The organism is Brevundimonas sp. CEF1 (genome assembly GCF_051353055.1).
Lineage (GTDB): Bacteria > Pseudomonadota > Alphaproteobacteria > Caulobacterales > Caulobacteraceae > Brevundimonas.
This window is the reverse complement of sequence record NZ_CP195593.1, coordinates 1956118-1968870: the sequence shown is the minus strand read 5'-3', so window position 1 is coordinate 1968870 and position 12753 is coordinate 1956118. Positions and strand designations below refer to the sequence as shown.

Annotated in this window: 13 protein-coding genes and 1 pseudogene; 6 read left to right on the top strand and 8 right to left on the bottom strand. The window is 66.6% G+C overall.

Annotated elements, in window-relative coordinates:
• Positions 1 to 33: 33 nt before the first annotated feature.
• From ACR9FL_RS10170 to ACR9FL_RS10155, 4 genes and pseudogenes are all read right to left on the bottom strand, one after another.
• Complete coding sequence (locus ACR9FL_RS10170; RefSeq protein WP_003169322.1) at positions 34 to 897, bottom strand: 3-hydroxyacyl-CoA dehydrogenase; 864 nt, start codon at positions 895 to 897, stop codon at positions 34 to 36.
• A 97-nt stretch (positions 898 to 994) separates the two neighbouring features.
• Positions 995 to 1393: pseudogene (locus ACR9FL_RS10165) on the bottom strand (acyl-CoA thioesterase); the annotation flags it as partial.
• The gene (locus ACR9FL_RS10160; protein WP_436355498.1) at positions 1390 to 2046 is read right to left on the bottom strand and encodes a TetR/AcrR family transcriptional regulator; all 657 of its coding nucleotides are present in this window, start codon (positions 2044 to 2046) and stop codon (positions 1390 to 1392) included. The gene ACR9FL_RS10160 and the pseudogene ACR9FL_RS10165, both read right to left, overlap by 4 nt.
• Positions 2047 to 2376: 330 nt before the next feature.
• Positions 2377 to 2565: a hypothetical protein gene (locus ACR9FL_RS10155; protein WP_003169318.1), complete on the bottom strand. Its 189-nt coding sequence runs from the start codon at positions 2563 to 2565 to the stop codon at positions 2377 to 2379.
• Between the two features lie 476 nt (positions 2566 to 3041).
• On the opposite strand from ACR9FL_RS10155, the gene ACR9FL_RS10150 reads away from it, so the two are divergent.
• A complete protein-coding gene (locus tag ACR9FL_RS10150) occupies positions 3042 to 4295 on the top strand; it encodes a tyrosine-type recombinase/integrase (protein WP_436355497.1) in 1254 nt (417 codons plus the stop codon).
• On the opposite strand, the gene ACR9FL_RS10145 is transcribed toward ACR9FL_RS10150, so the two are convergent.
• Positions 4252 to 4542 (bottom strand): helix-turn-helix transcriptional regulator, encoded by a 291-nt coding sequence (locus tag ACR9FL_RS10145; protein ID WP_066624841.1) that lies wholly within the window; start codon positions 4540 to 4542, stop codon positions 4252 to 4254. The two genes, ACR9FL_RS10150 and ACR9FL_RS10145, sit on opposite strands and share 44 nt — an antisense overlap.
• 136 nt (positions 4543 to 4678) lie before the next feature.
• Here ACR9FL_RS10145 and ACR9FL_RS10140 point away from each other — a divergent pair, with 136 nt between their 5' ends.
• The 5 genes from ACR9FL_RS10140 to arsH are packed head-to-tail and all read left to right on the top strand — an operon-like array spanning position 4679 to position 7703.
• Positions 4679 to 5014: an ArsR/SmtB family transcription factor gene (locus tag ACR9FL_RS10140; RefSeq protein ID WP_003169314.1), complete on the top strand. Its 336-nt coding sequence runs from the start codon at positions 4679 to 4681 to the stop codon at positions 5012 to 5014.
• A 7-nt stretch (positions 5015 to 5021) separates the two neighbouring features.
• A complete protein-coding gene (arsC, locus tag ACR9FL_RS10135) occupies positions 5022 to 5447 on the top strand; it encodes an arsenate reductase (glutaredoxin) (RefSeq protein ID WP_003169312.1) in 426 nt (141 codons plus the stop codon).
• Positions 5444 to 6532, top strand: coding sequence for an ACR3 family arsenite efflux transporter (arsB, locus tag ACR9FL_RS10130; RefSeq protein ID WP_054765657.1), 1089 nt, complete (start codon positions 5444 to 5446; stop codon positions 6530 to 6532). Before arsC ends, arsB begins: the two co-directional genes overlap by 4 nt.
• A complete protein-coding gene (locus ACR9FL_RS10125; protein ID WP_003169309.1) occupies positions 6532 to 6951 on the top strand; it encodes a GNAT family N-acetyltransferase in 420 nt (139 codons plus the stop codon). The genes arsB and ACR9FL_RS10125 overlap by 1 nt, the downstream gene beginning before the upstream one ends.
• Positions 6948 to 7703: an arsenical resistance protein ArsH gene (gene arsH / locus ACR9FL_RS10120; RefSeq protein WP_436355496.1), complete on the top strand. Its 756-nt coding sequence runs from the start codon at positions 6948 to 6950 to the stop codon at positions 7701 to 7703. The genes ACR9FL_RS10125 and arsH overlap by 4 nt, the downstream gene beginning before the upstream one ends.
• A 186-nt stretch (positions 7704 to 7889) precedes the next feature.
• Here the strand turns inward: arsH and ACR9FL_RS10115 are convergent, their stop codons facing one another.
• The 3 genes from ACR9FL_RS10115 to lpdA all read right to left on the bottom strand — a co-directional run bounded on the left by ACR9FL_RS10115 (position 7890) and on the right by lpdA (position 12723).
• Positions 7890 to 8999 carry a Fic family protein gene (locus ACR9FL_RS10115; RefSeq protein ID WP_128115441.1) on the bottom strand — a complete coding sequence of 370 codons (1110 nt, stop codon included), beginning with the start codon at positions 8997 to 8999 and terminating at the stop codon, positions 7890 to 7892.
• Between the two features lie 228 nt (positions 9000 to 9227).
• Positions 9228 to 11159: an FTR1 family protein gene (locus ACR9FL_RS10110; protein WP_436355495.1), complete on the bottom strand. Its 1932-nt coding sequence runs from the start codon at positions 11157 to 11159 to the stop codon at positions 9228 to 9230.
• 163 nt (positions 11160 to 11322) lie between these two features.
• Positions 11323 to 12723 (bottom strand): dihydrolipoyl dehydrogenase, encoded by a 1401-nt coding sequence (lpdA, locus tag ACR9FL_RS10105; protein WP_197273300.1) that lies wholly within the window; start codon positions 12721 to 12723, stop codon positions 11323 to 11325.
• Between the last annotated feature and the right edge of the window lie 30 nt (positions 12724 to 12753).

Below are 12753 nucleotides of genomic sequence, written 5' to 3'. Positions count from 1 at the left end.
TCGGTTGGGCGTGGGGGAGGATTTGGTCAGGGCTCAGTCGGTGGATTTGTAGCTGTAGAAGCCTTCGCCGGAGGCGACGCCCAGCCTGCCCTTGTCGATGTAGTTTTCCTTCAGCCAGGCGGCGAGCGCGCGGGCGCGGGCGTCGCCCTGCGACAGGATGTTGTAGGGCGTGTTCAGGCCGATGACGTCGTACATCTGGAAGGGGCCCATCGGCGCGCCCGTCGCGATCCGCCAGACCTTGTCGACATCGTGGGGATCGGCATAGCCGCCCGCCGCCAGATCGGCGGCGGCGTTCAGGAATGGTGCCAGGAGGGAGTTGAGGATGTAACCGGCCTTTTCCTTGCGGATCGGGATCGGCTCCATGCCGATGTCCGCAGCGAACTTCAGGACGGTCTCGAACACCGACGGATCGGTGTCGTCCGTTCCCATGACCTCCGCGGTGTTGAACTTCCAGATGTTGTTGGCGAAATGCAGCGCGAGAAACCGGTCGGGTCGGCCGGTGAACGCCTTTAATGCGCTCGGCAGAAGGGTGGAGGAGTTGGTGGCGAAGATCGTCCTGGCCGGCGCGAGCGTGGCCAACTGTTCATAGACCGCCTGTTTGAAAGCCAGAACCTCGGGCACGGCCTCGATCACGAGATCCGCATCGGCGACGGCGGCCGCCAGATCCGTCGACAGCGTCAGACGCCTTATGGCCTCCGCCTCCTTTCCGCCGACCGCGCCCGGAACCTCCTTCCGGTACGTCTCGACCAAGGCCGCCAGTCGCAGGCGCGCCTTGGCGAGGACGTCGTCGCTGACGTCGCAGGCAATGACGTCGAAGCCGCTGTAGGCGGTCTGAAAAGCGATCTGGCTTCCCAGGACGCCCGTCCCGATCACGACCACCTTCTTGATTTCGCCCATCGTCGGATTCCTGTTTCAGTTGTCCTGGAGAAGGAAACGGCGCCGCCATGTCAGGCACGACGCGAACAAGCTTGTGGGTGCATCGATCGATCACGGCCCATTCGGCCAGGCCCGCGACGACGACCCGGCCCTTGACGTCAATGAAGTCGATCCGGCGCCGGTAGCGCGCGCCGCGGAGCGAGTCCTCGACCCAGGTGACGGCGGTCACCGCCTCTTCGGCCGCGATACTGCCGCGGTAATCGACCTGATGACGCAGAACCACCGAGACGTAGCGGTCCACATCGCCCGGGGAGGCCATGGCGAACCAGTGCGCCACCGAGGCGTCCTGGATCCAGACGATCCAGACCGCATTGTTCACATGGCCGAGTTCGTCGATGTCCTCGTCCTGCGCCTGGAAGCAAAGGTGGAACCGCCGCTGTTCGTCCACCTCGCCCTTCAGGGGCGCGCCGGACGGATGACAGCCGATTCGACGATGCCTCGGCAGGACGGAGGTCATCCCCGGACGCTTTCGAGAGGGCTGGCCTGCAGGCCCGCGGTGGCGCGAAAGAAGGCCAGCAACATGGCGTCCCGGGCGGCGGCTCCTTCGATATCCCCCTGGACCGCCAGCCCCATCCAGAGGCCGTAAAGACCGATCCCGGCCTGGAACGGCGGCAGGAGAGGGCGCAGGTCGAACCTTTGAGCCAGTTCCTCTATGAGGTCGCCGAACAGTCGATAACAGGACGCCTTGCTCTCGCGATGTCGTTCGGCGAAGTCGGGATCCCGACGGGCGTGTAATTGCAACTCCACGGACAGCAGGGACCATTCGGGTTGGGCCGCCAGATCGGACAATCGGCCCGCCAGACCAAGCAGGGTCCGTTCGATGTCGTCTCCATCGGCGCGGCGGATCAGATCGCGGAGGAACATCACCTCGTCATGGATGTGCGTCTCCATGATCTCGACGAGCAGGTCGTCCTTGGTGGCGAAGTTGGAATAGAAGGCGCCCTGGGAATGACCGGCCGCGCCGCAGATGTTGCGGATCGACAGGGCGGCTACGCCCTCCTCGACGATCGAGGCGTGGGCGGCCGCCAAGAGGCGACGTCGGGTCCGCCCTTGCGCTTCCTTCCGGTTGACCCTCATAGCGTCGTGACCTTTGCCGTCGTCGTGGAACATCAACTCACATATCACACGATATTCGAGTCGCATATCGTGTGATATTTGAAATATGGCAGCCAGGAGAGTGTTTCGCCCGGCGTCCGGGCCGCCGGGCCTGGACAGGTTCAGGCGTTCCTGCCGGCGGCTATTCATTCGTCGATGAACGAAGCTTGCACGATGCTGCGCTGCAACATAAGTTCGGTGTCGCCCTTCCTGGGGCGTTTTCCTCCCTATGAACTTCGGGGCCGCATGACGGCCCCTTTTTTCTGCCGAGAAACCATCGCGGGCCTGTCCGCCTGCTCCGGACGTCGCCTCCAGGCCGATCGGGCTCGCGCCGATTGGCGGCGGTTACTGGGGCCGCCTGACGAGCGCCACTTCCATTCCGCGTCGCGTCACCAGGATGCTGAACAGGTCCGGACTGGCTGCGAAGCGCAGTTGCGCCAGGAGTTGCGCTTCTGCGGGGTCGACCGCCTCAACGGTTTCGGCCATCAAGTCGGTGCTGCGTCCGTCGTCTAGGATGAGTTGATATTCAGCCATCCGCCCCCTCCATCGCCTTCCACGGTCATCCAGGCGAACAGCCTATGAAGAGGCGCGGCCGGTGTCTTTGACTTTTTTGAACCGAGAGGGCGGCGCTCCTGTTTCGTCATACCCGGACATCTGCGGTAAGCATCGCCGCGGGCTCCTCAGTTGGACCCGTCGGCCCAGGCGGAGAGTCAGGGAATGATTCAGAGCTTTCGGTGCCTTTCGACGCCACTTCCGAATCTACCACTAAAACACTGACTTACAAGAAAAATATGTTCGCTGCCTCTCGGTATCTATCGAGGGGCAGCGAACCCGTGTGTCGGTATGCCAGACGGTCTTTCTCCCGTTGCCTCTCGACCCCCCGATTCATACCCTCATAGGGCTGAGGGCGTCCTGACGGTCTTTTTTCTGAAACAAGCCTATGAGTTTCTTGAAGAAATCGCTGCCGAAGACCCCGAAAACGCCTGACGGTCTTTTGGAGTAAAATTCGCATGCTAACCGACACAGAATTGCGAAATACGCGAGGGAAATCAAAAGCGTACAAAAAGACCGACAGGGACGGTTTGTACGTGCTCGTAACACCGACAGGCGGCATCGCTTTCCGGTACGACTATCGCTTCAACGGGCGGCGCGAGACGGTGACCTTCGGTTCCTACGGTCCGGCGGGACTCTCCCTGGGGGAGGCGCGGGAAAAGCTGCGTGAAGCGAAGCGCCTGATCGCCGAGGGCGTTTCACCGGCGCTGGACAAGCAACGCGTGAAACGCAGGCTGAGAGAGGCCCAGCGGTTTGAACAGGTGGCGATCCGGTGGATGGACCACGCTCCGATGGCCGACAGCACGCGCCAGATGCGACGGTCGATCTTCAACCGAGAGGTTTTGCCCGAATGGCGAAACCGGCTCCTGAACGAGATCACGCCGAACGACCTGAGAGCGCACTGCATGACCATTGTGGATCGCGGCGCCCCGGCGACGGCCATCCATGTTCGCGACATCGTCAAACAAATCTACGCCTACGCCATCCTGCACGGCGAGAAGATCGACAATCCCGCCGACGGGGTCGGGCCGGCGTCCATCGCGACCTTCCGGCCGCGGGACCGGTCGCTGTCGCCGAGCGAGATCCGGATCGCGCTGAACCTGCTGGGGGAGGTGGCCACCCTGCCGACCATCCGTCTCGGGCTGAAGTTCATCCTGCTGAGCATGGTGCGGAAGAGCGAATTGCAGGACGGGACCTGGGACGAGGTCGATTTCGAGAACGCAGTTTGGTCGATCCCGAAAGAGCGGATGAAGCGGTCGCGGCCGCATAACGTCTACCTGTCGACCCAGATGCTCGACATCCTGATCGCGCTGAAGACCTGCGCCGGGAACTCTCGCTACATCCTGCCGTCGCGCTATGACGCCGACGCGCCGATGTCGCGGGCGACTTTCAACCGGGTGACCAGCGCCATCGCCGAGCTGGCGCGCGAGCGCGATCTGCCCCTGGAGCCCTTCACGGTTCACGACCTGCGCCGGACGGCCTCCACGCTCCTGCACGAGATGAGTTTCAACTCGGACTGGATCGAGAAATGCCTCGCCCACGAAGAGCGATCTTCCCGCGGCGTGTACAACAAGGCCGAATTCGAGGCCCAGCGGCGCCACATGGCCCAGCAGTGGTCAGACGCCGTGGACGCCTGGGAGGCGGGGCGCGGATTCACGCCGGATCTGACTATCCCGGAAACGGCCGGCCCTCGTTTCGATCCGCGGCTCTGACCGGGCGGGTGATCCGCTTGCGGACATCGGGCGGCGGCGCCCGGCGGATCGGCTTGGCCCGCCGAAGCGCCAGCCAGGCTTCCACCTCGGCCAGGTCCCAGACCACGCAGCGCGGGGTCAGCAGGAAGCGCCGGGGAAACTGGCCGCGCTGCTCCATCTCCCAGATGGTGCTGTCCGCCAATGGCACCATCTGACGGAGCTGCGGCTTCTTGATCGTGCGCCTCAGCGGCGGGTCGGCCTGGGCCATCGAAGATCTCCATGTTGTCATGGGAATCGAACTCGAAAGGCTGCGGCAGGCCAAGCCGCCAAACTCTCCACCGTAAGCTTACGGCCGGCTGCAGAGCGGGGATTGCACATTTCTATAGTTCGACTAGTTCGGAAATATGGAAACCGCAGCCTCGATTCTTGCTCTCGCCGCCCTGGCGCAGTCGACGCGGCTGGAGGCGTTCCGACTTCTCGTGCGGCACGAACCGGCCGGTCTGCCGGCCGGTGACATCTCCAACCATCTGGCGATCCCGGCCAATACCCTGTCGTCGCATCTGGGGGTGCTGTCCCGAGCGGGACTTATCAAATCGGAGCGTCGCAGCCGGTCGATCATCTACCGGGCCGATCTGGACCGGCTGCGCGACCTGGTCCTGTTCCTGCTCAAGGACTGCTGCGGCGGCCGGGCGGAGCTATGCGAGCCTCTGCTGGCCGAACTGACCCCCTGCTGCGCCTGAGGATCCCGTGGACGTCATCATCTATCACAACCCGGCCTGCGGGACGTCGCGCAACGCTCTGGAGCTCATTCGCCACGTCGGCATCGAGCCGCACGTCATCGAGTATCTGAGGTCGCCGCCATCGCGCGTCATGATCGCCTGGCTGGCCGAACGAACCGGCAAGCCGCTGCGCGACCTGTTGCGCGACAAGGGCACGCCCTTCGCCGACCTGGGCCTCGGGGACCCGGGCCTGACAGACGATCAGTTGCTCGATGCGATCGAGGCCCATCCGATCCTGCTCAATCGCCCGATCGTCGTCAGTCCTCTCGGCGTCGGCCTGTGCCGACCGTCCGAGGCCGTTCTGGACCTCCTGCCCGCCGATGATCTCAAGCGGTTCACCAAGGAGGACGGCGAGGTCGTCATCGAGGCGGCTGGCCTTCGGGTGGCGCGATGATCGATACGCCGGTCACCGACGCGGCCCCGCCGCGCCGCCTGTCCTTTCTCGACCGCTGGCTGACGGGATGGATCTTCGCCGCCATGGCTTTGGGCGTCGCACTGGGGACTCTGGTTCCCGGCCTGCCCGCCTGGGTCGACGGCCTCTCGGTCGGGACCACCAACATTCCGATCGCCATCGGCCTGATCCTGATGATGTATCCTCCGCTGGCCAGGGTCCGGTACGAGGAACTGCCGCGCGTCTTCGCCGACAAGCGGGTGCTGGCCCTGTCCCTGTTCCAGAACTGGGTGCTGGGCCCTGTGCTGATGTTCGCCCTTGCGGTCATCTTCCTGCGCGACCAGCCGGAATACATGACCGGCGTGATCCTGATCGGGCTGGCGCGCTGCATCGCCATGGTGCTGGTCTGGAACCAACTGGCGCGGGGCGACGACCAGTATGTCGCCGGTCTCGTCGCGTTCAACTCGATCTTCCAGATCCTGTTCTTCAGCCTCTACGCCTGGGTCTTCCTCACCGTCCTGCCGCCCCTGTTCGGCCTGCAGGGCAGCGTGGTGGACGTCAGCGTCTGGACCATCGCCGGCGCCGTTCTCGTCTACCTCGGTCTTCCCTTCCTGGCCGGCTTCCTGACCCGGCGCAGCCTGATCGCCCGCCGCGGGGCCGACTGGTACGAGCGGCGCTTCCTGCCGCGCATCGGACCGATCACCCTGATCGCCCTGCTGTTCACCATCGTGGTCATGTTCAGCCTGAAGGGCGGCGAGGTGGTGGCCCTGCCGCTGGACGCCCTGCGCATCGCCATTCCCCTGACCATCTACTTCCTCGTCATGTTCGTGGTCAGCTTCCTCATGGGCAAGCTGATCGATGCCGACTACCCGCGCACGACCGCCCTGGCCTTCACCGCCGCCTCGAACAATTTCGAGCTGGCCATCGCGGTGGCCATCGCGGCCTTCGGGCTGACCTCGCCGGTCGCCTTCGCTGCGGTCATCGGTCCGCTGGTCGAGGTGCCGGTGCTGATCCTTCTGGTCTCGGTCGCGCTGTGGATGGGCCGACGCTGGTTTCCGGACACGGCCCCGCCGGCGGACGCCGCCTGATGGTCGTGCTGCATCTCCTGGACGCGGATGACGCCGGCCTGATCGCGGCCCTGCAGGGCGAGGGCCTGCCGGAGCCCGGGGCCGGCCGCTACTTCCGAGCCGACGACGACAGCGCCCTGGCCGGCTACGTCGGCCTGGAAGGAGAGGGGCGGGACCTGCTGCTGCGCTCCCTGGTCGTACTCGCTGGCCTGAATTCGCGGGGGCTCGGGAGCCGGATCCTGAGCGCCGCCGAGGCCGCGGCGAGCGAGCTGGGCGGAGAACGGCTCCACCTGCTCACCACGACGGCCGAGCCCTTCTTCGCCCGGCGCGGCTTCGCCGCCGCAGATCGGGCGGCCGCGCCCGCCGCGATCCGGCGAACCCGCGAGTTCGCAGACATCTGCCCGGCCTCGGCCGCCTATCTGACCAAGGATCTCGGATGATCTTCGCCCGCCTGCGGCCGCTGCCGGATCCCGATCATCTGCCGGCCCTGGACGCGGCCTATCTGTCGAGCAACCCGGCCGCCGGCCTGGGTCCGCACGACCACCCGCCACGCATCCTTCTCCTGTACGGGTCGCTGCGCGAGCGCTCCTATTCGCGGCTCTGCGTCGAGGAAGCGGCCCGCTTGCTGCAGCGCATGGGATGCGAGACCCGCATCTTCGACCCCTCCGACCTGCCTCTGCCGGGCTCGCCCGGCGACGACGACCATCCGGCGGTGCGCGAGCTGCGCGAGCACGCCCTGTGGTCGGAGGGCATGGTCTGGTGCAGTCCGGAACGGCACGGCCAGGTCTCCGGACTGATGAAGCTGCAGATCGATCACCTGCCATTGAGTTTGGGCGGCATGCGCCCGACCCAGGGCCGCACGCTCGCGGTGATGCAGGTGTCGGGCGGTTCCCAGAGCTTCAACGCCGTCAACACCCTGCGCCTTCTGGGCCGCTGGATGCGGATGATCACCATTCCCAACCAGTCGAGCGTGGCCAAGGCCTTTCAGGAGTTCGACGAGGTCGGCCGGATGAAGCCTTCGGCCTACTATGAGCGCATCGTCGATGTGATGGAGGAGCTGGTGCGCTTCACTGTCCTCACTCGACCGCACGCCACCCAGCTCGTGGACCGCTACTCCGAGCGCAAGGCGGCCGGCAGTCCGGTCGAGGCCGCAGCGGATCTCTCCGCCATCGCCATCGCGCGTCAGGCGTGAGGCCGCGTCGGCGGCGCCTTGCGGCGTCGCGCGCCTGGCAAAGGTGGTAATTCGCCACTTCTGGCGAATTAGGCGGGTTGTTGGCGGTAACTCGCCAGATGTGGCGAATTGCGATCCTCCCTGTTGAGGCTCGGGTCTTGAGCGACCGACCTGGCGAAGTGCCGTGCCGGCGTCGTGCGGTCCCGCCTATCCTCGATCGACCAGCGAATAGCTTGTGCTGCGCCCGCCGCCTTCATCCTTCACGAGGATGCCCCGCCCCACCAGATCGTTGATGTCGCGCAGGGCCGTGTCGGGCGAGGACCTCGTCAGCGCCGCCCATTTGGTCGAGGTGAGCTTGCCTTCGAAGCCGTCGAGCAGCCGGTTGATGACCGTGCTCTGGCGCTCGCTCAACGTCTGACCTGCTAGCGCCTCCCAGAAGCGCGCCTTGCGCATGACATGCGTCAGGGTGGTTTCCGCGCCATCGAACGCGCGATCGAGGCAGCCGAGGAACCAGTCCAGCCAGAGGGACACGTCCAGCGCGCCTTTCTGGGTCGCCTCCAGGGTGGCGTAGTAGTCCTTGCGCTCCAGCCTGATCTGGGCGGACATGCTGTAGAAGCGTTGAGCGCTTTTCTCGGAGCGGGCGAGCGCCATGTCGGCGATCGCCCGCGCGATCCGGCCGTTCCCGTCGTCGAACGGGTGGATGGTCACGAACCACAGGTGGGCGATCGCGGCCTTGAGGACCGGATCCGTCCGCGGCTCGTCATTGAACCAGTCGAGGAACGCCCGCATCTCGTCCTGCAGACGGTCGGCAAGGGGCGCTTCATAGTGCACGCGCTCTCGTCCGAAGGGGCCCGAGACGACCTGCATCGGGCCGGAGCTCTCGTTGCGCCAGGCGCCGACGACGATCCTCGTCATGCCGCTGCGCCCGGTCGGAAACAGGGCGGCGTGCCAGGCGAACAGCCGTTCCTCGGTGAGCGGAGACGCAAAGTTCTGGGTCGCGTCGAGCATCATTTCGACGACGCCTTCGACGTTGCGATCCGCGGCGGCGAGGGCCCCGATATCCATGCCGAGGCGGCGGGCGATGGAGGATCGCACCTGATCCTTGTCGAGCAGCTCGCCTTCGATTTCGCTGGATTTCAGGACATCTTCGGTAAGGGTCTCGAGGACGGCTTCAGCGCGGAGGTCGAAGCCGAGCGTGTGCATCCGGCCAAGCAGAAGGCCCTGGCGATGACGGACGGCTGCGAGGCGATCGGCAAGCGCGTCAGCGCGCCAGTCCAGACGCGGCCAGCCTTCGATCTCATGGATGTATTGCGCCATTCCCCGCACTCCTTGCGGAGAATATGGGCGCTATTCGCCGCAAGAGCAAGGTTATTCTCCGCGCGAAGTGCGGAGAATAGGGCGCCTAATCTCCGCACCAAGGGTGGTCTCCGCACGCTATCGGCTGCGGCCCCGCACCTTGGGTATCCGCGGACTGCGCGGCTATCGGCGCCCAAGCAGCTCCGAAACCCTGCCAACGGGTCGCAGTTGAGGGCCTCAGACGCCCGCTCAAGAGGCTGGGCGCGCGCCTTTCGGCGCCGCATGCCGGGAGAAGCCGACCACGAGGATAGCGATCGTCAGAAGCTGAACGGCGACGCCTTCGACCGTCGGATAAAGACCGAGGATCTCGATGCGGGGGATCCACGCCAGCGGATGGACATCGAGCCAGCCCGCCTCCTGCAGCGCCGCCACCCCCTTGCCGACGAGGACGACCGACAGGATGGCCATCAGGATCGAGCTCAGGGAGAAGAACCGGCCGATCGGGAGGCGCTTGCTGTAGGCCAGCAAGGCCCAGGCCACCACGGCCAGGATCGCCACCGCCGTAAGGGCGCCGGCCAGCATGCCGAGATGGCCGCCCTGGCTCCAGATCGCCGCATAGAACAGGATGGTCTCGAACACCTCGCGGTAGACCACCACGAAGGCCAGCAGGAACAGGAACCAGGCCGACCGTTTCGACAGGGCGTGAGAGAGCTTGTCGCGGATATAGGTCTGCCAGGCGTCGGCGTGCGACTTGCCGTGCATCCAGATGCCGACCGAGACGAGCACGACGGCCGCCAGAAGCGAGCCGAACCCTTCGGTCAGCTCCCGGCTGGCGCCGCTGATGGAGATGAAGAAGGTCGCGGCCGCCCAGGTGGCGCCGCCGGCGACCAGCGCGGCCACCCAGCCGCCGTGGACGTAGCGCAGCACCTCGGGACGTTCGGCCTTCCTGAGGAAGGCGATCATCGCCACCACGATGAGGATGGCTTCCAGACCTTCGCGCAGCAGGATGGTGAAGGCGCCGAGGAAGCTGGCGAGATTGTCCGCCTCCTGGGGCGCGAGTGCGCGTTCGGCCGTGTCCAGCAGGGCGTTCGCGCGGGCGACCCGGTCCGCGACCTCCTGGGCCGGCGCGCCCCTGCTGATCGAGACGCGCAGGTCGGTCATGGCCGTCTCGACCCGCCGCAGCAAGGCGCCGTCGCGGGCGCCCAGCGCCGGCTCCATCGGTTCGACGCCGTCGAGATAGGCCGACAGGGCCAGGTCGGTCGCGGCCCTGCGATCGCCCCGGCGATAGGCGGCCTCGCTTTCGGCCAGTCGCGTCCGGGCCAGGGACAGGGTCGATCCCTCGGCGCGGACCGTCGCCTCCGGGTGGCGGCGCAGGTAGGCCGTGACCGCCCGTGCCTTCGTCTCGCCGATCCTTGTCGCCAGCTCGGCCGGCGTCGCCTGGGTGAGGGCGGCCAGGTCCGGGAAGACGGCGCGGATCGCCGGGTCGCTCTCCCAGAGGCGTCGACCTTCGGCGGCTTCGGCGTCGGTGAAGGCGAACCGGCCCACGTAGAAGGCCAGGGCCCAGCGGTCCTCGGCCGGCAGATGGGCGAAGCTGGCCATCGCCGTGCCCTCCAGCCCCTGATCGATGACCTGGTAGAGGCCGAACACGCTGCGCTGACGGGCGCGCTCCACATCCGCGAAGGCGATCGCGGGCGGATCAAGCCCCTCGGCGCCCGGGCCGTCGGCGCGTCCGGTCACGCCATGGCAGACCGAGCATTGCTCGGCATAGAGCGTCGCGCCGCGGGCCAGATCAGGCGGGAACGAAGGCGCCAGCGGGCTCGGATAGGCCGTCAGCACCGCGCCGGCGAGCGCCTTGGCCCGGTCGCCAACGACGCGCGGATCCGCCTTGTCCCTGATGGCCGCCTGCAGGGCCTCGGCGTCGCGGACCAGACCGGCCTTGGCCGGATTCGGCGGCAGGGCGTCCAGGCGGGTCCGGATCTGGCCGCCGAACTCGATCATCTCCCCGTATTCGGCCGGATTGGTCACCTGACCGTCGGCCACCGCGCCGGCGTAGTCGACCGCTACATAGTCGAGCAGCCGCCAGGCGACCTGGGCCTCGGAGGCGGACGGCGTCTGGGCCAGGGCGGGCGCGGCCAGCCCCAGGGCGAACAGCAGGGCAAGCAGACGGAGCGGAGGACGCATGGTCAATCCAGATGTGAACGGCTCGCATTAGCATTCAGGCGGCGACGCTGTCGCGCTTTATTCGCGACGCGGCCGGGCTCGTAGGCGGCTACGGGTCCTCTACGCCCGCCGGGACGCCTCGGCGCCGCGCGGCCAGCCCGGGCAGCCACGCGACGGGCGGTCGTTACAGGTGGATCGTGCGGTCGGCCACAGCCAGGCATGCCTCGCGCAAGGCTTCCGGAAGCGTCGGATGCGCATGGCTCGTCCGCGCCACGTCTTCGGCCGCCGCGCCGAATTGCATGACGGCGACCGCTTCATGGATCAGGCTGCCCGCGTCCGGCCCCAGGATGTGCACGCCGAGAATCCTGTCCGTGCCGGCGTCCGCCAACACCTTGACCAGCCCGTTCTTCTCCAACCGCGCCTTGGCCATGGCGTTTGCCGAGAACGGAAAGCGCCCGACGCGATAGGCCACGCCGGCCGCCTTGAGGTCGTCCTCGGTGCGCCCGACTGAGGCCAGTTCCGGCCAGGTGTAGACGACGGCCGGGATCGTTCCGTAGTCGACATGGCCCGCGGCGCCGGCAAGGCGCTCGGCAAGGGCGATCCCTTCTTCCTCCGCCTTGTGGGCCAGCATGGCGCCGCCGATGACATCGCCGATGGCGTAGACCCCTTCGGCGCTGGTTCGAAAGCCGTCGTCGACCGGAATATAGCCCCTTGGGTCCGGCTTGATGCCGACCGTCTCCAGATCGAGTCCGTCGGTGGCGGGACGTCGGCCAATGGACACGAGCACGACATCGGCCTTGATGGTTCCTCGCGCGCCGTCTCCCATGGGCTCGACCTCAAGGACGACGTCGTCCGCCTCCATTCGCGATCCGACCACCTTGTGCGCCAGGCAGAATTGGAAGCCCTGGGCCTCGAGCACCTTGTGCAGCGCCGTCGACATCTCTGAATCAACGCCGGACGCGATCCGGTCGAGCACCTCGACGACGGTGACCTCGCTGCCGAGACGGCGCCAGACGGAGCCCAGCTCCAGTCCGACATAGCCGCCGCCGATCACCGCCAGATGGCGCGGCGCCGCCGTCAGGCTGAGGGCGCCCGCCGAGGTGACGATCCGCTGCTCGTCGATGGGCAGGTCCGGCAACGTCGCCGCTTTCGATCCGCTGGCGAGCACGATCGCCTTGCGGACCTGCACCTCGAAGCTGCCGTCCGGGGCGCTCACTTCCACACGGTCGCGCGACAGCAGCCGGCCGCGGCCCTGCAGGCGGGTGACCTTGTTCTTGCGCAGGAGGTAGGCGACCCCTTCACCAAGCTCCGTCACGACCCTGGCCTTGTGCCGCATGACGCCTGCAAGGTCGGCCCGCACATTGTCGACCAGGACGCCGAAAGCCTCGAGATTGCGGGCCATCTCCAGCCGCTCTGTGGCCTGCAGCAGCGCCTTTGACGGAATGCACCCGATGTTCAGGCAGGTTCCACCGAGGAGTTCCCGGTCGTCGATAACCGCCACCGACATGCCGAGCTGGCTCGCCCGGATGGCGCAGGGGTACCCGCCCGGCCCGCCGCCGATTATCACCAGGTCATAGGATGTCATCGAAGCCATCGCGTCAGCCTTCGCTGTAAG